The organism is Streptomyces sp. UNOB3_S3 (assembly GCF_020740895.1).
Lineage (GTDB): Bacteria > Actinomycetota > Actinomycetes > Streptomycetales > Streptomycetaceae > Streptomyces.
On the sequence record NZ_JAILXP010000123.1, the window covers coordinates 1 to 18149 of the forward strand.

19 protein-coding genes are annotated in these 18149 nt (G+C 71.3%); 5 read left to right on the plus strand and 14 right to left on the minus strand.

Translation table 11 applies throughout. The annotated features are described in order from the left end of the window. Window positions 1-211 (minus strand): hypothetical protein (locus K6I33_RS15610; RefSeq protein ID WP_229352217.1); only part of this gene is annotated, 211 nt, incomplete at its 3' end. 100 nt (window positions 212-311) lie between these two features. Here K6I33_RS15610 and K6I33_RS15615 point away from each other — a divergent pair. Further along, window positions 312-1430: a DUF5937 family protein gene (locus K6I33_RS15615; RefSeq protein ID WP_229352219.1), complete on the plus strand. Its 1119-nt coding sequence runs from the start codon at window positions 312-314 to the stop codon at window positions 1428-1430. A gap of 69 nt (window positions 1431-1499) precedes the next feature. Here K6I33_RS15615 and K6I33_RS15620 read toward each other — a convergent pair whose 3' ends face one another. Both K6I33_RS15620 and K6I33_RS15625 read right to left on the minus strand, forming a co-directional pair. After that, complete coding sequence (locus K6I33_RS15620; protein ID WP_229352221.1) at window positions 1500-2180, minus strand: response regulator transcription factor; 681 nt, start codon at window positions 2178-2180, stop codon at window positions 1500-1502. A gap of 61 nt (window positions 2181-2241) precedes the next feature. Next, a complete protein-coding gene (locus K6I33_RS15625; protein WP_229352223.1) occupies window positions 2242-3438 on the minus strand; it encodes a sensor histidine kinase in 1197 nt (398 codons plus the stop codon). A 121-nt stretch (window positions 3439-3559) separates the two neighbouring features. Between K6I33_RS15625 and K6I33_RS15630 the strand changes: the two genes are divergently transcribed. Further along, complete coding sequence (locus tag K6I33_RS15630) at window positions 3560-4591, plus strand: SAM-dependent methyltransferase (RefSeq protein ID WP_229352225.1); 1032 nt, start codon at window positions 3560-3562, stop codon at window positions 4589-4591. Between the two features lie 12 nt (window positions 4592-4603). Next, entirely contained in the window at window positions 4604-5746 is a 1143-nt protein-coding gene (locus K6I33_RS15635) for an NADH-quinone oxidoreductase subunit D (protein WP_229352227.1), read from the plus strand. 58 nt (window positions 5747-5804) lie between these two features. On the opposite strand, the gene K6I33_RS15640 is transcribed toward K6I33_RS15635, so the two are convergent. The 4 genes from K6I33_RS15640 to K6I33_RS15655 all read right to left on the minus strand — a co-directional run bounded on the left by K6I33_RS15640 (window position 5805) and on the right by K6I33_RS15655 (window position 9461). Further along, window positions 5805-6917: a hypothetical protein gene (locus tag K6I33_RS15640; RefSeq protein ID WP_229352229.1), complete on the minus strand. Its 1113-nt coding sequence runs from the start codon at window positions 6915-6917 to the stop codon at window positions 5805-5807. Window positions 6918-7000: 83 nt separating this feature from the next. Then, window positions 7001-7981, minus strand: coding sequence for an ABC transporter substrate-binding protein (locus K6I33_RS15645; RefSeq protein WP_229352230.1), 981 nt, complete (start codon window positions 7979-7981; stop codon window positions 7001-7003). A 77-nt stretch (window positions 7982-8058) separates the two neighbouring features. Further along, the gene (locus K6I33_RS15650; RefSeq protein ID WP_229352231.1) at window positions 8059-8748 is read right to left on the minus strand and encodes an ABC transporter permease; all 690 of its coding nucleotides are present in this window, start codon (window positions 8746-8748) and stop codon (window positions 8059-8061) included. Next, complete coding sequence (locus K6I33_RS15655) at window positions 8748-9461, minus strand: ABC transporter permease (RefSeq protein WP_229352232.1); 714 nt, start codon at window positions 9459-9461, stop codon at window positions 8748-8750. The genes K6I33_RS15650 and K6I33_RS15655 overlap by 1 nt, the downstream gene beginning before the upstream one ends. Before the next feature lie 131 nt (window positions 9462-9592). On the opposite strand from K6I33_RS15655, the gene K6I33_RS15660 reads away from it, so the two are divergent. Then, the gene (locus K6I33_RS15660; RefSeq protein ID WP_229352233.1) at window positions 9593-10765 is read left to right on the plus strand and encodes an ABC transporter ATP-binding protein; all 1173 of its coding nucleotides are present in this window, start codon (window positions 9593-9595) and stop codon (window positions 10763-10765) included. Between the two features lie 105 nt (window positions 10766-10870). Here the strand turns inward: K6I33_RS15660 and K6I33_RS15665 are convergent, their stop codons facing one another. The 6 genes from K6I33_RS15665 to K6I33_RS15690 form a co-directional block, all read right to left on the minus strand. Further along, a complete protein-coding gene (locus tag K6I33_RS15665) occupies window positions 10871-11362 on the minus strand; it encodes a DUF3180 domain-containing protein (RefSeq protein ID WP_229352251.1) in 492 nt (163 codons plus the stop codon). Between the two features lie 50 nt (window positions 11363-11412). After that, window positions 11413-12006, minus strand: a complete 594-nt coding sequence (folK, locus tag K6I33_RS15670) for a 2-amino-4-hydroxy-6-hydroxymethyldihydropteridine diphosphokinase (RefSeq protein ID WP_229352234.1) — start codon at window positions 12004-12006, stop codon at window positions 11413-11415. Further along, window positions 12003-12362, minus strand: a complete 360-nt coding sequence (gene folB / locus K6I33_RS15675) for a dihydroneopterin aldolase (protein WP_126915341.1) — start codon at window positions 12360-12362, stop codon at window positions 12003-12005. The genes folK and folB overlap by 4 nt, the downstream gene beginning before the upstream one ends. A gap of 250 nt (window positions 12363-12612) precedes the next feature. Beyond that, window positions 12613-13083: a nuclear transport factor 2 family protein gene (locus tag K6I33_RS15680; RefSeq protein ID WP_229352238.1), complete on the minus strand. Its 471-nt coding sequence runs from the start codon at window positions 13081-13083 to the stop codon at window positions 12613-12615. Further along, window positions 13084-13989 (minus strand): dihydropteroate synthase, encoded by a 906-nt coding sequence (gene folP / locus K6I33_RS15685; protein WP_229352240.1) that lies wholly within the window; start codon window positions 13987-13989, stop codon window positions 13084-13086. Window positions 13990-14084: 95 nt separating this feature from the next. After that, entirely contained in the window at window positions 14085-15935 is a 1851-nt protein-coding gene (locus tag K6I33_RS15690; protein WP_229352242.1) for a phosphatidylglycerol lysyltransferase domain-containing protein, read from the minus strand. A 171-nt stretch (window positions 15936-16106) separates the two neighbouring features. Between K6I33_RS15690 and K6I33_RS15695 the strand changes: the two genes are divergently transcribed. Next, window positions 16107-17219 carry an esterase family protein gene (locus tag K6I33_RS15695; RefSeq protein WP_229352245.1) on the plus strand — a complete coding sequence of 371 codons (1113 nt, stop codon included), beginning with the start codon at window positions 16107-16109 and terminating at the stop codon, window positions 17217-17219. Window positions 17220-17326: 107 nt separating this feature from the next. Here the strand turns inward: K6I33_RS15695 and folE are convergent, their stop codons facing one another. Then, the gene (folE, locus tag K6I33_RS15700) at window positions 17327-17932 is read right to left on the minus strand and encodes a GTP cyclohydrolase I FolE (RefSeq protein WP_229352248.1); all 606 of its coding nucleotides are present in this window, start codon (window positions 17930-17932) and stop codon (window positions 17327-17329) included. Window positions 17933-18149: the final 217 nt, after the last annotated feature.

Below are 18149 nucleotides of genomic sequence, written 5' to 3' on the forward strand. Positions count from 1 at the left end.
GGGCGGGGCGGAGGGCCGTCGTCCGACGGGTCCACCGGGTCCATCGCGCCCGCCGGGCGGCGACGCGCTCGTCGACGACGGCCCGGAAGGCCCACCAGGTGCGGAGTTCCCGGACGGCCTGGCGGTCGCCGGTGCCCGGGGCGGGCGGCGGGGCCTCGCCATGCCGGGAGGTGCGGTAAAGGTCGAGCAGGTATTGCTGGTTCGCGCTCATGTCCTCCACGGTGCGGCCCGGTCCGCCCGTTCGGCGCGTGGATTGACGAGGACCGTCAATCGGCGGCCCGACCTGCGAAAAAGGGAGGCACGATGGCCGTATGAGCGTGACGATCGACATCGCGGGACTGCCGGCCGAGCGGCTGGTCTTCCGGGCCTCCCCCCTGGCCGAGCTGTGCACCGCCCTCCACGCCCTGGCCCAGCCCGGGCACCACCCCGGGCTGCACGGCTGGACCACCGCGACGAACGCGGCGCTCAAGCCGGACCTCGCCGACCGGCTGTGCGAGGCGGACTTCCTGTGGAGCTCGACCTTCTCCGACATCTCCCACGCGTTCGCCGCCCTCCCGGAGACGCACGGCCAGCCGGGCGCCACCCTCGCCGAGGACCTGGACATGATGGACCGGCTGGACGACGAGCCGTTCGTCGACGCCGCCCTGGAGATCTCCTGCTCCAGCAGATACACCCTGCGCGGCCCGTCGCCGCTGGTGAACGCGGCGATCCGGGAGCAGGCCCTGGAGCGCGCCACCGCGCGCGGCCCCCGCCAGCTGGAGTTCGCCAAGCGGCTGCTCCAGGACCCCCCGGCGGTCCGGGCCTGGCTGCGGCGGCTGTTCGAGGACTGCGCGGAGGCGTTCTTCAACGACGTCTGGCAGCGGGTACGCGTCCAGCTCGCCAACGACGCCCGCCACAAGACGGAGGTCCTGCGGCACAAGGGCCTCGCCGAGGCCCTCGCCGAGGTCTCGCCCGCCGTGACGCTCTCCCCCGACGGCTCCCGGATCATCGTCGACAAGCTCACCAGCGGCCATACGACCGCGGTCGACCCGGCCGTCGGCCCGGGCGTCACCTTCGTCCCGTCGTCCCTCGGCTGGCCCCATCTGTGGGTGCTGCACGCCCCCGGCTGGCGGCCGGTGGTCCACTACCCGGTGGCCGCCCCCGAGCTGCCCGGGCCGCAGTCCCTCGACGTGCTCACCCTCCGGCTGGAGGCGCTGGCGCACCCGATGCGGATCAAGATGTGCCGCTATCTGGCACGGGCCGCGTTCACCACGGGCGAGCTGGCGACGGCGCACGAGATCAGCCCGCCGGAGGTCTCGCGGCACATCGCCGTGCTGAAGAAGGCCGGGCTGATCACGACACGGCGGCGCGGCCGCTATGTGCTCCACCAGCTGGACCTGACCGTGGTCGCCCGGCTGGGGAGCGATTTCCTGGAGGGCGTGCTGCGGTAACGCTCCGCTGGGATCGCGGTCATTCGACTGCGGGCCGTCCATGGCTGGTCGCGCCGTTCCCCGCGCCCCTTACGGGGCGATGCCCCCGCCGCCCGCCCGGACCAGGCCCGTTTCGTACGCCATCACCACCACCTGCACCCGGTCCCGCAGGCCCAGCTTGGTGAGGATGCGGCCCACGTGCGTCTTCACGGTCGCCTCCGACAGCACCAGCCGCGCCGCGATCTCGCCGTTGGACAGGCCCTGCGCCACCAGCAGCATCACCTCGCGCTCCCGGTCGGTGAGCCGGCTCAGCTCCGCGGTGGTGGGCTCGGGGCTCGCGCTCGGCAGCATCGGGGTGAAGCGGTCCAGCAGCCGGCGGGTGGTGCTGGGCGCGACCACCGCGTCACCGCTGTGCACGGCCCGGATCGCGCCCAGCAGCTCGGCGGGCGGCACGTCCTTGAGCATGAAGCCGCTCGCGCCGGCCTTCAGCGCGGAGAAGGCGTACTCGTCGAGGTCGAAGGTGGTGAGGATCAGCACCTTCGGCGGGTTCTCCCGCAGACAGATCCGGCGGGTGGCCTCCACACCGTCCATGTGCGGCATACGGACGTCCATCAGGATGACGTCCACCTCGGTGCCCTCCAGCGCCTTCAGCGCCTCCACACCGTCCCCGGCCTCGGCGACGACCTCCATGTCCGGCTGGGCCGCCAGCACCATGCGGAAACCGGTACGGAGAAGCACCTGGTCGTCTACGAGCAGGACGCGGATCGACATGCGGGGTCCCTTTCAGAGGCGTACTACGAATCAAACCTGATGGCCTTATGGCCTGATGGTTTCAGCGGCCGGACCTGGCCGGGAGCAGCACACTGATCCGGAAGCCGCCGCCCGGCCGCGGCCCCGCGTCCAGAGTGCCGCCCACCATGCCGACACGCTCGCGCATGCCGATCAGACCGTGTCCCATGCCGTCGGCGCCACCGTCCTCGTACAGCTCGTGCTGCGCGCCCCGGCCGTCGTCCTCGACCAGCAGCCCCAGACCGTCGTCGAAGTACGTCAGCCGGACGCTCGCGCCGACGTCCGGGCCGCCGTGCTTGCGGGTGTTGGTCAGCGCCTCCTGGACGATCCGGTAGGCGGTCAGCTCCACACCGCTCGGCAGCGGCCGCGGCGCGCCCTCGACGGTGAATTCCACCGGCAGCCCCGCGCTCCGCACCTGCTCGACGAGCTCACCGATCTGCTCCACGTCCGGCTGCGGCACATACGTCTCACCGCTCTCGCCGCCCTCCTCGGTGCGCAGCACGCCCAGCAGGCGGCGCATCTCGGTGAGGGCCGTGCGGCCGGTGCTGGCGATCGTCTCCAGGGCCTGCTTGGCCTGCTCGGGCGAGGCGTCCAGGACATAGGCGGCGCCGTCGGCCTGCACCACCATCACGGAGACGTTGTGCGCGACGACGTCGTGCAGCTCACGGGCGATGCGCGCGCGCTCGGCGGTCACCGCCATCTTCGCCTGCTGCTCGCGCTCCTTCTCCAGGCGCGTGGCGCGCTCCTCCAGCTGTGCCCAGTACGCGCGGCGGGTGCGCATCGAGTCACCGAGGACCCAGGCGAGGACGAACGGGACGCTGACGAACACCGCCCCCAGCACGGCGTTGCCCGCCTCGGTGTGCGGTGTGGGCCAGCGGACGGCGGAGATCGGCGCCGCCAGCAGGCCGCCCACGAGCGCGAACCGCGACGCCCAGCGGGTGTTGCCGGAGGCCACCGTGTAGATGATCACCAGCATCGCGAAGTCCGAGACGTCCGGCGAGACGCCGAAGGCGACCTGGGCCACCCCGGTGACGGCCGTCAGCAGCAGCATCTTCTCCGGCCAGCGGCGGCGCAGCGCGATCACCGCGCAGAGCGCGAAGGCCGTGGCGATCTTGAGGGCCGTCGGCCCCTGCCCGCTCCCGTCGGCGATGGACAGCGCGCTGAGCCCCAGCAGCAGCAGGGCCCAGAAGGTGTCCACACCGGTGGGGTGTCTGCGGAGGAAGTCGTAGAGGCGCTGCACGTCACCCAGCGTAGGCACGCCGAGTCGCCGCATGGGTCAGTCCGGCGATCGATCCGGTCGGTTTCCGTCTACTCCCCAAGGTGGAGGGCGGGTGTCCGGTAGGCCCGCTTAACGTGTGCGTATGGGAAGCGGAGCGAACGTGTCGAGCGGTGCGAGGACCTGGCGGGAGGCGACCGGGACGGCCCTCTACGGCCCCGACGGCTTCTACCGCCGCCCCGAGGGCCCCGCGGGGCACTTCCGTACGTCCGTCCACGCCTCTCCCCTGTACGCCGGGGCCGTCGTGGAGCTGCTGTGCCGCGTCGACGCGGCCCTGGGGCACCCGGCGGAGCTCGCGTTCGTCGATGTCGGGGCGGGGCGCGGCGAGCTGGTGGCCGGGGTGCTCGCCCGGTGCCCGGCGGAGCTCGCCGGCCGGCTGCGCCCGTACGCCGTGGAGCTCGCCGGCCGCCCGGAGGACCTCGACCCCCGGGTGAGCTGGCGGGACACCCCGCCGGAGGGGGTGTCGGGGCTGCTGTTCGCCAACGAGTGGCTCGACAACGTCCCGGTGGACGTCGCCGAGACGGACGGCGAGGGCACGCCCCGCCAGGTGCTCGTCCGCGACGACGGCGAGGAACTGCTCGGCGACCCGGTCTCCGGCGAGGACGCCGACTGGCTGAAGCGCTGGTGGCCCCTGGAGGGCGCGCCGCCCGGCTCCCGCGCCGAGATCGGCCGCCCGCGCGACGCCGCCTGGCGGCGGGCCGTCGGCACGCTGCGGTCCGGGCTGGCGGTGGCGGTCGACTACGCCCACGGGCGCGCCTCCCGCCCGCCCTACGGCACCCTGACCGGCTTCCGGGAGGGACGCGAGGTGCGCCCCGTGCCGGACGGCTCGTGCGACATCACCGCGCACGTGGCGCTGGACGCGGCCACCCTGCCGGGCGGCTCGGTCGTCAGCCAGCGCGCGGCGCTGCGGGCCCTGGGCGTCGACGGCGCCCGTCCGCCGCTCTCGCTCGCCTCGACCGACCCGGCCGCCTACGTACGGGCCCTCGGCGCGGCAGGCGAGGCGGCGGAGCTGACCGCCCCGGCGGGCCTGGGCGGCTTCGGCTGGCTGCTCCAGCCGGTGGGGCTCCGACTGGACGCGCTGGGAATCGGCCCGTCCGACGGCTCCTCCCGCGTTTGAGAAACTAACCCCATGACGGAGACGACAGTCGGGATCGGCGGCGCGGCGGAGAGCACCGACATGGTGCTCAACATCGGGCCCCAGCACCCGTCCACCCACGGTGTGCTGCGACTGCGCCTCGTTCTGGACGGCGAGCGGGTCCAGAGCGCCGAGCCGGTGATCGGCTATATGCACCGGGGCGCGGAGAAGCTGTTCGAGGCGCGCGACTACCGCCAGATCATCATGCTCGCCAACCGGCACGACTGGCTGTCGGCGTTCTCCAACGAGCTGGGCGTCGTCATCGCCGTCGAGCGGATGCTCGGCATGGAGGTCCCCGAGCGCGCGGTGTGGACGCGCACGCTGCTGGCCGAGCTGAACCGGGTGCTCAACCACCTGATGTTCCTCGGCTCGTATCCGCTGGAGCTCGGCGGCATCACCCCGGTCTTCCACGCGTTCCGCGAGCGCGAGGAGCTCCAGACGGTCATGGAGGAGGTCTCCGGCGGCCGGATGCACTACATGTTCAACCGCGTCGGCGGCCTGAAGGAGGACCTGCCCGCGGGCTGGCTCGGCCGGGCCCGGCACGCGATCGCCGAGGTGCGCTCGCGGATGGACGTGTACGACCGGCTGGTGCTCGGCAACGAGATCTTCCGGGGCCGGACGCGTGGCGTCGGCGTCCTCACGCCGGAGGCCGTCCACGCGTACGGGGTGAGCGGGCCGATCGCCCGCGCCTCTGGTGTCGACTTCGACCTGCGGCGCGACGAGCCGTACCTCGCGTACGGCGAGCTGGGGGACGTCCTGAAGGTCGTCACCCGCGAGGAGGGCGACTGCCTGGCGCGCTTCGAGTGCCTGCTGGAGCAGACCCACAACTCGCTGGAGCTGGCCGACGCCTGCCTCGACCGGCTGGAAGGGCTGCCGCCCGGCCCGATCAACCAGCGGCTGCCCAAGGTCCTCAAGGCCCCGGAGGGCGCGACCTACGTCTGGACCGAGAACCCGCTGGGCCTCAACGGCTACTACCTGGTCTCCAAGGGCGACAAGACGCCCTGGCGGCTGAAGCTCCGGTCGGCCTCGTTCAACAACATCCAGGCCCTGACCGAGCTCCTCCCGGGGACGCTGGTCGCGGACATGGTGGCGATCCTGGGCTCGCTGTTCTTCGTCGTCGGCGACATCGACAAGTAGCCAAAGGGAGAAGGCCCGGGGCTCTGCCCCGGGCCTTCTCCCTGCGTACTTGTAGCCGCTACGAGATCGCGCTGCGCAGCTCGACGACGTCGATCTGCTCGGTGTCGTCGTGCACGGTGAGGTCGATGACGTTGCCGTCCGCGTCCTTGACCTTGACCTTGTCCTTCTCCGTCCCGGCCGCGTCGGCGAGGGCCTCCTCGCCGACGACGTCCGCGAGGTCCTGCTCCTCGACGGCCTTCTTCTTGCCGGCGGCGGCGCCGACGCTGTTGCCGAAGAAGTCGAAGCCGCCCGACTTACGGCGCGCCGCCGGCACGACCGTCCCGGCGGGCCGGGCCGCCGGCGCCTTGGCGGGCGCGGGCGCCTTGGCGGGCGGGGTGGCCTTGGCCGGCGGGGTGGCCTTCACCGCGGTGGGCTGCTTGGCGGCCTGGGGCGCCTGAGGTGCCTGCGGGGCGCGAGCCGGCTCGGGGGCCTTGGCCGACGGGGTGGCCTTCGCCGCGGCGGCCTTGGCCTTGGCGGCCGGCTGCGCGGGCTGGGGAGCCTTTTCGAGTGCGGGCCGGTGGTCGGGTTGTGCCCGCCCGTCCCGCAGGGCGGGACGATTGCCCACAACCGCGTCCGTGCTGCGGCCCAGGGACTGGAGCGCGTTCGCCGCCTTGCGGTATGCCTCCGCGTCCAGCGGGGCCGGCTTGCCGGCCTTGTCCGCCGGATCCAGCTCCTTCACCCCGCCCTTCTCCAGCAGGCGGCGGCCCTCCAGCGCGCTGGCCCGGCCGGTCTCGGCGGCGGCGTAGCGGCGCAGCAGGTCGGCGTGCTCGGTGCGGAGGCGGGCGAGTTCGGCGCGCTTGGCGCGGAGCTTGGACTCCAGGCCGGTGCGCAGCAGACGGGTCTCTTCGAGGTCCGTCTCCAGCTCGGCCACGCGTTCCTCGGTCTTCCACTCCTCCCGCGTACGGGCGGCGGTCAGCTGGGCGACGCGCTTGCCCGCTGCGCGGTCCCAGCGGCGCATCATCACCGAGCCGACGACCGTGGCGGCGGCCGCGGCGACGGCGAGGCCGCGGATGACAGCGGTTTCACCCACCGCCAGCGCACCCGCGGCGCAGGCGACCGATGTCGCGGCGACCGTCAGCGGGGGAAGAAGCCGGTGGAGGGGGGCGGAATGGCGGTGGCGTCCTCGTGGCATGGCCTGAAACTTACCGTGCGTCGCGGCGAACGTGTGAGCCCACCACCAAACTCTTCCCTTGATCTTACTTCTCCCCTACGCCGTCACTTCGTCAGAAGCTTCTTCTCCTTGAGGTACTGAGCCGCGACATCGGCGGGCTTGAGCCGCTCCGCGTCGACCTTCTTGTTGAGTTCGGTGAGATCAGCCGTGGTCAGCACCTTGTTCAGCTTGCCGAGCACATCCGCGATCTTCTGCGAACCCGCCTTCTTGGCATTCACGACGGGCAGGACGTTGTCCGCGTTCTGAAGCTTCTTGTCGTCCTCCAGGAGGACGAGTCCGAACTGCGCGAGCGTGGCGTCCGTGGTGGTGGTCAGCAGCAGTTGGTCCTTGCCGTCCTTGACCGCCTGCTTGGCCTGGGTGCTGCCGACCTCCAGCGGGTCGAGACCGGCGACGTCGATGCCGTAGGTCTTCTCCAGGCCCGGCTGGCAGAAGGGCCGCTGGGAGCATTCGTCGCCCGCCGCGAGCCGTACCTTCTCCTTCGACTTTCCAAGCTCGGAAAGCGTCTTGAGCTGGTGTTTCTTCGCGAACTCATCGGTAACCGCGAAGGCGTTCTGGTCGACCGCCGACCCGGCGTCGAGCACCTTCAGCCCGCGCGGCTCGGCGAGTTTACGGAGGGCCTTCACGGTGGCATCCGAGTCGCCCGACGCGACCTGCGGGGCGTCCTTCCCGTTCTGCTTCTTGTTCAGGAATTCGGTGAGCGTCGCGGCGTACTCCGGGACGACATCGATCTGCCCCTTCTCCAGCGCCGGCTCATACAGCTCCCGGGCGTCGACGGTCTGGATGGACGTCGAATATCCGGCGTCCTTGAGCAGCCCCGCGTATATCTCCGCGAGCACCTTCGACTCGGTGAAGGACGCCGAGCCGATGACCAGCGAATCCTTGCCCGATCCGGTGGAGCTCCCGCCCTCCTTGGACTTCTCCAGGCTGTCGCCGCCGCACGCGGCGAGACCCGCCGTGAGGGCCGCGACGCCGGCCACCGCCAGCAGCGCGCGAGTGGTCCGCGCTCGACGCGGTGTCCTGGTCATACGAGACTCCATCCAGTCAGGCTTGAGCGTTCGTCATGCGGGATTCGTCATGCGGTGGCGCGTCATGCGGTGGCGCGTCACGCGGTGGCACGTGCCGTACGGACCCGGCCCCGCAGTGGGTCGAGCCGTCGCTGCAGCAGCACGAAGGCGCCCTCCACCAGCAGCGCGAGCCCCGCGACCAGCACCGCCCCGGCGACCACCTGCGCGGTGTCCGTGAGCCGGAAGCCGGCCGTGATGACCCGGCCGAGGCCGCCGCCTCCGGGGAGCGCGGCGAGCGTGGTGGTGGCCACGACCTGGACGGCGGCGGACCGCACCCCGGTCACGATCAGCGGAAAGGCCAGGGGCAGCTCGACCCGGGCCATCACCTGACCGCCCGTCATGCCCATGCCCCGGGCGGCCTCGACCATGTCCCGGTCCACGCCGCGCATCCCCACATAGGCGTTGGTCAGCACCGGGGGTATCGCGAAGAGGACCAGCGCGATGATGGTGGGCCAGGAACCGTGTGTCCCGAGCGGGCTCAGCAGCAACAGCACCAGCACCGCGAACGTCGGCACCGCGCGGCCCGCGTTGGAGAGGTTGACCGCGAGGGCGCCGCCCTTGCCCAGATGGCCGAGCAGCACGGCGACTGGCAGGGCGATGGCGCACGCGATCAGCAGGCACGCGGCGGTCAGGAAGAGGTGCTCCCCCAGCCGGTGCCAGACGCCGTCCGTGCCGGACCAGTGGGCACCGGTCGTCAGCCAGTCCCACGTCCGCCCGATGACGTCCATCAGACCACCACCGCCTCCTCGGCCGCGCGGCGGTTCACCGCACGGCGGCCGGTCCGCGCCCAGGGCGTCAACAGCCGCTGGGCGAACAACAGCAGGAGATCGGCGGCGACGGCCAGCGCGACACACAGCACCGACGCGGTGAGCACCTGCGCCTTGAAATAGCTGCGCATTCCCTCGTAGATCAGATTGCCCAGGCCGCCGTAGCCGATGATCGCGCCCACCGTCGTGAGCGAGACGGTCGAGACCGTGGCGATCCGCAGACCGGCCATCAGCGCGGGGACCGCCAGGGGCAGTTCCACCCCGAAGAGCAGCCTTATCGGCCCGTACCCCATGCCGCGCGCGGCCTCGCGGGCCTCCTCCGGCACGGCGGCGAGGCCGGCCAGGATGTTCCGCACGAGGATCGTCAGCGAATAGAGCACCAGCCCCGTCACCACGACGGCCGCCGACAGGCCGAACACCGGCACCAGCAGCGAGAACATGGCCAGCGAGGGCACGGTGTAGAGAATCGTGGTCGCGCCGAGCACCGGGCCCTGGACCGCCCGCCAGCGGCGCGCGAACAGCGCCAGCGGGAAGGCGACGAGCAGGCCGATCGCCACGGACACCAGCGTGATGCCGATGTGCTGGAGCGTGGCGTCCGTCAGCTCCTGGCCGCGCGTCCGCACATATTCGCCGCAGAACCAGTCGTTGGCGATCAGGCAGTTCTGTGCCGCCATCCGTGCCTCACCTCCCCCTCGGCTTTCACGGTCGGCTACTGGCGACCCTAACCCGGAGCACTGACATTCGCCTCCGACGGTCATCCAACGGCAACAATGTTCGAAGGACAGTACGGCGACAATGGGGAACCATGATCCGCTTCGAGCACGTCACCAAGCGCTACGCCGATGGCACGACCGCCGTGGACGACCTCTCCTTCGAGGTGGCGGAGGGCGAGCTGGTCACGCTCGTCGGGCCCTCGGGCTGTGGCAAGACCACCACCATGAAGATGGTCAACCGGCTGATCGAGCCCACGAGCGGACGCATCCGGGTCGACGGCGAGGACATCGCCGGCGTGGACCCCGTCGAGCTGCGGCGCCGCATCGGCTATGTGATCCAGCAGGTCGGCCTCTTCCCCCACAAGACGGTCCTGGAGAACACCGCGACCGTCCCCCACCTGCTGGGCTGGCAGCGCAAGCGGGCCCGCGACCGGGCGGCCGAGCTCCTCGACCTCGTCGGGCTCGACCCGTCCGTCTACGGCGACCGCTACCCCGACCAGCTCTCCGGCGGACAGCGCCAGCGCGTCGGGGTCGCCCGGGCGCTCGCCGCCGACCCGCCCGTCCTCCTGATGGACGAACCCTTCGGCGCCGTCGACCCGGTCGTGCGGGAACGGCTGCAGAGCGAGTTCCTGCGGCTTCAGTCGCAGGTGCGCAAGACGGTGCTCTTCGTGACGCACGACATCGAGGAGGCGGTGCGGCTCGGCGACCGCATCGCGGTCTACGGCCATGGAAAAATCGAACAGTTTGACGCCCCGGCGGTGGTGCTGGGCGCGCCCGCCACGCCGTACGTCGCCGACTTCGTGGGCGCGGACCGGGGCCTGAAGCGGCTGTCGGTAACGCCGATCGAGGCCGGCGACCTGGAGCAGCCGCCGGTGGTCCACCTCGACGACCGGCTGTCCGACGCGCGGGTGCGGCTCGCGACGGACGACGCGCGCTGGGCCGTCGTCCTGGACGACGCGGACCGGCTGCACGGCTGGGTCTCCGCCGACGCGATCGCCTCCGGCGCGGGGACGGCACGGGTGCGGGAACGGGCGCGGCGGATGGACGCGTGGCTGCCGCTGGGGGCTTCGCTGAAGCAGGCGTTCAGCACGATGTTGCAGCATGACGCGGGGTGGATCGCCGTCTTGGACGGGGATGACGCGGACCGCTTCCTGGGGGTCCTCACCCCCGCGCGGCTGCACGAGGCGCTGCGGCGCAGCATCGAGGCCGATGCGCGGGGGGCCTCGCGGAGCGAGGCCGTCGTCGAGACGGTGGCGGGGTCGTAGGAGCGCGTTCGGGTGCGGCCCGGTGGGCGGGTTGTGCCCACCCTCCCCCAGCTACCGCTGGGAGGTGCCCCCAGCCCGGCGGGACGATTGCCCACAACCAGGTTGTTACGCCCTCGACGCTCCGGGGCCGCCCTCGTCGTCCTCGTCTTCCGGGAGCTTGCAGACGCGTTCCATGAAGAAGGCGGCGGCCACGACGCAGGCGCCCGCCAGGACGGAGGCTGCCGCGTAGATGGCCTGGTCGCGGCGGGCGGGGACGTCGAGGCCGTCCATCAGGAGGAAGGCGCCCACCCCGCCGTACATGCCGGCGACCAGGGCCGCGACCAGGGCGCTGGCCTGGCCGAAGACCACCGCGCGCGCGGCCACCAGGGGGTCGACACCCTTCGCCCCCGGCCGGCGCTCACGCTGGGCGCGCAGCCGGGCGCGCAGGGACAGGGCCGTGGCGAAGAGGGCCGCCGCGATGACGGCCAGCACGATGGGCGCCGCCACCGGCACGCTGGGCAGCGTGCCGAAGGAGTCCCACAGGCGGGCGGCGGCCCATGAAAGGACTCCGGCCACGGCGAAGAGGCCGGCCAGCACCCCGATCCGAAGTTGCTTCACCGAGCTGTCGCCCCTCTTCGTCATCCGGAAAAACTACGTAGGCCCAACGGCTACTCGGGCAGCCGCAGTTCCAGGTCGGCGCGCGGCTCCACGCCCTCGCGGCCGATACCGGCCAGCAGCTCGCTCACCGTGCCACGGCCCGGGACCACGGCCTCGGGGTCCACGTCGTACCACGGGGCGAGCACGAAGGCGCGCTCGTGCGCGCGCGGATGCGGCAGCGTCAGCACCGGGTCGTCGGAGACGACGTCCTGGTACGTGACGATGTCGACGTCGAGCGTACGGGGGCCCCAGCGCTCGTCCCGCACGCGCTCGAAGGCCTCCTCGATCGCGTGACCGCGCTCCAGCAGGGAGTCCGGCGGGAGCGTGGTCTTCACCAGCACCACCGCGTTGAAATACGTCGGCTGGGCGCCCGGCTCGACGCCCCAGGGCTCCGTCTCGTAGACCGGGGAGACGGCTTTGACGCGCAGGCCGGGGGTGTCCTCCAGCGCGTCGATCGCGCCCTGGAGGGTCTCCAGGCGGTTGCCCAGATTGCTGCCGATGGAGATCACGGCGCGTTTGGGATTGCTCAGGGTCACATCGGCCGCGTCCACCCGCTCCACCACGGAGGCGGGCACCGGCTGCACGGTCGGGTCGCTGCTGCTCATACTCGGCTCCGGGTGATAGTGATCGTCACATCGTCGAAAGGAACGGTGATCGGGGCGTCCGGCTTGTGCACGACGACCTCGACCTCCCGGACCGCCTCGTGCTTGAGGCACTGCTGGGCGATCCGCTCGGCGAGGGTCTCGATGAGGTCGACGGGCTCGCCCTGCACGACGTCCACGACCTCCTCGGCCACGATGCCGTAGTGCACGGTCTTCGCGAGGTCGTCGTCGGCCGCGGCGGGCCGGGTGTCCAGGCTCAGCACCAGGTCCACGATGAAGGTCTGGCCCTCTTCGCGTTCCTTGGGGAAAACCCCGTGGTGGCCGCGAGCCTTCAAGCCGCGCAGCGCGACACGATCCACACGAATCACTCCTGCTGGTTGTCGGTAAGGACCCGCCTTCGACCGGGTTGCCCACCTTCGAATCTACCTGCGGGCACCGACAGCGCCCGACCTCGGGTGCGGAGCGGCTCCCGCCGCGCTTACCCGAAGATCCACGTGCTCAACCCCTACCCGGGGGCCGAGCACCTCGAACGAGTGGCCACTTTTCCTCACACAGACGTGTGGCGCCGTGACGACCGTCACGGCGCCGTTTTCTCACGGCCCCGATTTCTCACGCCCCCGGTTCGGACGAGTCGTCCTCCTCCTCGTCCTCCCGCCCCGCGAGCACGGGGGAGCCGTGGTGGGACCACACCTTCCACTCGTCGCCCGCCCGCCGGAAGACATTGGTGGCCACGACGAGCTGGCCGACCAGCGGGCCGAGCTCGCCCTCGGTCTCCGAGGGGGCACCGCTGAGGATGTTCTCGGTGCAGGTCACCAGGGCCGTGTCCCCGACGACCTCGACCTCCACATCGGTGAGGAAGAACTGGATGTAGTCCGTGCTCGCCATGATCAGGGCGTAGGAGCGCAGCACCTCGCTCCGGCCGCGCAGCACGGGCCAGCCGGGGTGGACACAGGAGACCTCGGTCCCGGGGTCGTCCAGCCAGAGCCGGTCCATGGCGGCCGTGTCGCCGCGCTCCATCGCCTCGTAGAGGGCCGTGTTCGCGAGCTCGACCCGCTCGGCGTCCGTGCGAGCGGCGCTCACTCAGGCCCCCTCGGCGGCGCGGTGACCGGCGGCGGGCACGGCGGCCGCCCGCTCCACCGCCCGGATCACCCGGACGGCGTCGGCGCTGGCCCGTACCTCGTGGACCCGGACCGCCCAGGCGCCCTCGCGCGCGGCGAGCGCCGAGACGGCGGCCGTGGCGGCGTCCCGCTCGCGGGCCGGCGGCGGATCGCCCTCGGGCCCGGCCAGCACCCGGCCCAGGAAGCGCTTGCGGGAGGCGGCGACCAGCATCGGCAGCTCCAGTTCCCGGCGGAACCGGTCGAGCCCGGCCACCAGGGCGAGGTCGTGCTCGGCGTGCTTGGCGAAGCCCAGGCCGGGGTCGACGACGATCCGGTTCGGCTCGATGCCGCCGTCGACCACCGCGTCCAGCCGCTGCCGCAGCTCGTCGACGACATCGCCGACCACATCGGGCCCGTAGACCGCACGGCTGTTCATATCGGCGCTGAAGCCCCGCCAGTGCATGACCACGAACGGCACCCCGGCGGCGGCCACCACCGGCACCATCGCGGGGTCGGCGAGACCGCCGCTCACATCGTTGACCAGCACCGCGCCCGCCTCCACGGCGGCCTCGGCGACGGCGGCCCGCATGGTGTCCACCGAGACGACCACGCCCTCGCCCGACAGCTCGCGGACGACGGGGATCACCCGGCGGAGCTCCTCCTCCTCGTCGATCCGCACCGCGCCCGGGCGGGTGGACTCGCCGCCCACGTCGACCAGGTCGGCGCCGGCGGCGGTGAGCTCCAGGCCCCGCTTGACCGCCAGCGCGGTGTCGAACCAGTGACCGCCGTCGGAGAACGAGTCGGGGGTGACGTTCACCACGCCCATCACCGCACAGCGGTCCCACTCGGGCAGTCCGACCGGCCCGATACGGCCGCGCAACGTACTCATGGAACCAGCCTAGGGCGTGCGACAAGGCCGGTGAACGACGCGGCCCCTCCCCGGCGGGAAGCCGGGGAGGGGCCGCGGGGCGGTGTCACCCCATGTCACGCGGCGCGCGTGACCTCGCTCTGCTCGGGAGCCTCCTGCTGGTCCAGGACCTCCTCCGGCGGGGCCGGGCGGCGGCGCAGCAGGCGCGGCAGCTCCAGGAAGCCCTCCGCCTGCATCATCGCGAAGCCGATGCGGGGCAGGTCACGGCTGTTCGGGAAGACCACGAAGCGGGGCTCCCAGCGGGGCCGGAACTTCTCGTTGAACTTGTACAGCGACTCGATCTGGAACCAGCGCGAGAGGAAGATCAGCACCGTGCGCTGGATACGGACCACCGGGCCGGCGCCCAGCTTGCCGCCGCGCTCCAGGGCGGAGCGGAAGAACGCGAAGTTCAGCGACAGGCGCTTGATCTTCAGCTCGGGCGCGGCCTGGAGGAAGGCGACGATCAGCAGCTCGTTCATGCCCGGGTCAGCGCTGCGGTCGCGGCGCATCAGCTCCAGCGAGCTGCCGTCCTTGCCCCACGGGACGTAGTGCTGCATGGCGCGGAGGTCGCCGAAGGGGAGGTCCTCGCCCTCCTCCGGGTCCTTGTGGGCGGTCGCGATGATCGCGTCCAGGTCCTTGGGGTCGCCGATCCGGCCCAGGGCCATGGAGAAGCCGCGCTCGTCCTCGGTGTCGCGCCAGGCGTTGGCGGCGCGCTGGACGGCGTCCAGCTCCTCGGGGGTCAGGTCGCCGACGCGGCGCACCTTGGTGGAGTAGCCGTTGCGCTCGATGCGCTTGACCATCTGGCGGACGTTGCGCATGGAACGGCCGGTCAGGCTGAAGTCGGCGACGTCGACGATGGCCTCGTCGCCCATCTCCAGGGCGTCCAGGCCGGTCTCACGGGCCCACACCTCGCCACCGGTCTCGCTGCAGCCGGCGACGGCGGGGGTCCAGGAGTGGCGCTTGGCCAGCTCCATGAACTTCTCGATGGCGCCCGGCCAGGCCTCGACGTCACCGATGGGGTCACCGCTGGCGAGCATCACGCCGGAGACGACGCGGTACGAGACGGCGGCCTTGCCGGACGGGGAGAAGACGACGCTCTTGTCGCGGCGCAGCGCGAAGTGGCCGAGCGAGTCGCGCTCACCGTGCTTGGCCAGCAGCTCGCGCAGCTTGTCCTCGTCCTCCTCGGTGAGGAGGGGGGCCGGGTAGGCCGAGCGGAAGGCCAGGAAGGCGGTGGTGGCGACGGTCAGCAGACCGAGGGCGCCCAGCGAGTAGCCGACGGTGTAGTCGACGTGGTCGGTGTAGCGGACCGAGCCCTCGAAGCCGACGAGGCCCCAGAGGACGTGCTCGATCTGCTCCAGCACCGGCGGGTCGCCGATCATCTTGTTGGCGTGGGAGCCGACGATCACCCAGCCGAGGCCGAAGCTGACGCCGCCCATGATGATCAGGTTGGCCAGCGCCTTCCAGCGGCTGCGGGAGTCCGGCAGCGCGGCGAAGGACTTCTTGTGGCGCAGCAGGTAGACGAAGAGCAGCAGGGAGAGGGCGCCACCGATGTAGGAGTGGCGGTAGAGCAGCTGCGCGGCGGCACCGATGGGCAGCAGGATCACGGCGGCCAGCCAGGCCTGCTGTTTGGCGCGCTTCAGACCGTGGGCGATCATCAGCAGCAGGATGCCGACGATGATCGAGCCGGCGGCCGCCAGCTGGGTCACGGAGCCGGGCAGCACCTCGGAGAGGGCGTGCACCCTGCTCCACCGGAACCGGGGGATGACCCCGGCCGCGATGTCAGCGAGACCGATGAGGGCCCCGATCGTGCCCACGACGGCAGGCACGTTCTCGGGCTTGGGCCCCTTGATAAGACGCGCAAGCCCCGTGAGCCTCTTCGATCCCGAAGGAACCTCGTCGGACTTTTTGCCATCTACCCTGACAGACATCTCTTCCCGTCGTCCTGTCGAGTGGGCCTGCGCCACTCGGCGGCAGCACCCGGACAATGTGCGCCCTGTAGGACGACGGTTTCGGGGTTGAGGTTCCGTGGGGGGCCGAGCCCGGAAAGAAGTAACCATTCCGCGACCCCGCGCGCCGGGGCGCTCGGCAGAAAGCACCTCATGGGTCTCACCAGCATGGCAGTACTGATCATTGCCATCGTGGCTGCGGTCGTGCTGTTCGCATTGACCATTTGGCTCTGGCCCCGCCTGGGCAAGAAGGGCATCGGTTCCGTTCTGGCCCGCGTCGGCATGATGATCGCCACGCAGCTGTCGCTGTTCGCGGCGATCGGCCTCTGGGCCAACCAGTCCTTCGGTTTCTACGGCTCCTGGGCCGACCTCTTCGGTCAGGTCAAGAACGAGGGCGTGGTCGTCGACCACAGCGCCGGGGCCAAGCGGGTGCAGGTGGTCAGCGCCCAGCAGGTCAAGGTCCCGCGCGGCAATGTGCCCCGGGTCGGCGGCAAGATCGAGAAGATCAACATCGTGGGCGTCGAGTCCAAGATCAGCAGCCCGGCGTATGTCTACCTTCCCCCGGAGTACTTCCAGCCGCAGTACGCCAACAAGACCTTTCCCGCCTCCGTCGCGCTGACCGGCTACCCGGGCACCGCCGAGGCGCTGATCAAGGGTCTGGACTACCCGGTGCGGGCGCACAAGCTGGCCAAGGACAAGAAGATGCAGCCCACCATCCTGGTGATGATGCGTCCCACCGTCGCCCCGCCCCGTGACACCGAGTGCATGGACATACCCGGCGGCCCGCAGACCGAGACGTTCTTCGCCAAGGATCTGCGCAAGGCCATCTCGGAGCACTACCGCGTCGGCGACAAGGCCAAGAACTGGGGCATGATCGGCGACTCCACCGGCGGCTACTGCGCGCTGAAGATCGCGATGCGCCACCCCGACGCGTACAGCGCGGCCGCCTCGCTCTCCGGCTACTACAAGGCCCCGCAGGACCCGACGACCGGTTCCCTCTTCGGCGGCAGCAAGCAGCTGGAGCAGGAGAACGACCTGCTGTGGCGCCTGAAGAACAAGGAGCTGCCGCCCGTCTCGCTGCTGGTGACCACCAGCAAGAAGGGCGAGCACAACTACAAGGACACGATGAAGTTCATCGACATGGCGTCGAAGTCCCCGACCCGTGTGTCGTCGATCGTCCTCGACAGCGGCGGTCACAACTTCAACACGTGGCGACGTGAGCTCAACCCGACGCTCAAGTGGATGGGCAGCCGGCTCAGCGCCTAACGCATTTCCGGGTGCCGTCGACTGCGGGTCGCCCGTGGCTGGTCGCGCAGTTCCCCGCTCCCCTGACGGGGCCCGTCGTGTGACGGGCCCCTTTTTCGTGTCCGGCGTCAGCGCGCCATGATCAGGCTCATCGCCTCGGCGCGCGTCGCGGGGTCGCGGAGCTGGCCGCGGACCGCCGAGGTCAGCGTCTTGGCGCCGGGCTTGCGGATGCCCCGCATGGACATGCACATGTGCTCGCACTCGATGACCACGACGACACCGCGCGGCTCCAGGATCTCCATCAGGGAGTCCGCGATCTGCGTGGTGAGGCGCTCCTGCACCTGGGGGCGGCGGGCGTAGACGTCCACCAGCCGGGCCAGCTTCGACAGCCCCGTGATCTTGCCGCTGGTCGACGGGATGTAGCCGACGTGCGCCACACCGTGGAAGGGGACGAGGTGGTGCTCGCAGGTGCTGTACACCTCGATGTCCCGGACCAGCACCATCTCGTCGTGCCCGAGGTCGAAGGTGGTGGTCAGCACGTCCTCCGGCTCCTGCCAGAGGCCGGCGAATATCTCCTTGTACGCCCGGGCCACCCGGGCCGGGGTCTCCCGCAGGCCTTCCCGGTCGGGGTCCTCACCGACCGCGATCAGCAGCTCGCGGACGGCGTTCTCGGCCCGCTTCTCGTCGAATTCGCCGATGGAGCCCTCGGCGTCCAGCGTCACCGGGTCGGTCATGGGCTTGCCTCGTTCTCTCGTACGTCGCGCCGTGTGCGGCCCCAGGGGAGCTCGTCGGACCGCGCGCAAATGCGCGATGCCGCGCCCCCAAGGCTAAAACCTGGGTGACGCGGCATCCATTCCGGGCCCTTCGGAGGCCCGGGGGGCTCAGTTCTCCGGGGTGGCGGGGCTGTCCTTGGAGAGCTCCACCGTGTCGACGGGGGCGGCCCCGTTGCTG

What these genes read in the sequence shown, in the direction of transcription:
- folK (WP_229352234.1), bottom strand. Translation starts at nt 12,006, where the DNA reads ATGAGCAGCAGCGACCCGACCGTGCAGCCGGTGCCCGCCTCCGTGGTG.
- K6I33_RS15660 (WP_229352233.1), top strand. Translation starts at nt 9,593, where the DNA reads ATGATCCGCTTCGAGCACGTCACCAAGCGCTACGCCGATGGCACGACC.
- K6I33_RS15690 (WP_229352242.1), bottom strand. Translation starts at nt 15,935, where the DNA reads ATGTCTGTCAGGGTAGATGGCAAAAAGTCCGACGAGGTTCCTTCGGGA.
- K6I33_RS15615 (WP_229352219.1), top strand. Translation starts at nt 312, where the DNA reads ATGAGCGTGACGATCGACATCGCGGGACTGCCGGCCGAGCGGCTGGTC.
- K6I33_RS15620 (WP_229352221.1), bottom strand. Translation starts at nt 2,180, where the DNA reads ATGTCGATCCGCGTCCTGCTCGTAGACGACCAGGTGCTTCTCCGTACC.
- K6I33_RS15655 (WP_229352232.1), bottom strand. Translation starts at nt 9,461, where the DNA reads ATGGCGGCACAGAACTGCCTGATCGCCAACGACTGGTTCTGCGGCGAA.
- K6I33_RS15640 (WP_229352229.1), bottom strand. Translation starts at nt 6,917, where the DNA reads ATGCCACGAGGACGCCACCGCCATTCCGCCCCCCTCCACCGGCTTCTT.
- K6I33_RS15650 (WP_229352231.1), bottom strand. Translation starts at nt 8,748, where the DNA reads ATGGACGTCATCGGGCGGACGTGGGACTGGCTGACGACCGGTGCCCAC.
- K6I33_RS15645 (WP_229352230.1), bottom strand. Translation starts at nt 7,981, where the DNA reads ATGACCAGGACACCGCGTCGAGCGCGGACCACTCGCGCGCTGCTGGCG.
- K6I33_RS15695 (WP_229352245.1), top strand. Translation starts at nt 16,107, where the DNA reads ATGGGTCTCACCAGCATGGCAGTACTGATCATTGCCATCGTGGCTGCG.
- folE (WP_229352248.1), bottom strand. Translation starts at nt 17,932, where the DNA reads ATGACCGACCCGGTGACGCTGGACGCCGAGGGCTCCATCGGCGAATTC.
- folP (WP_229352240.1), bottom strand. Translation starts at nt 13,989, where the DNA reads ATGAGTACGTTGCGCGGCCGTATCGGGCCGGTCGGACTGCCCGAGTGG.
- K6I33_RS15630 (WP_229352225.1), top strand. Translation starts at nt 3,560, where the DNA reads ATGGGAAGCGGAGCGAACGTGTCGAGCGGTGCGAGGACCTGGCGGGAG.
- K6I33_RS15635 (WP_229352227.1), top strand. Translation starts at nt 4,604, where the DNA reads ATGACGGAGACGACAGTCGGGATCGGCGGCGCGGCGGAGAGCACCGAC.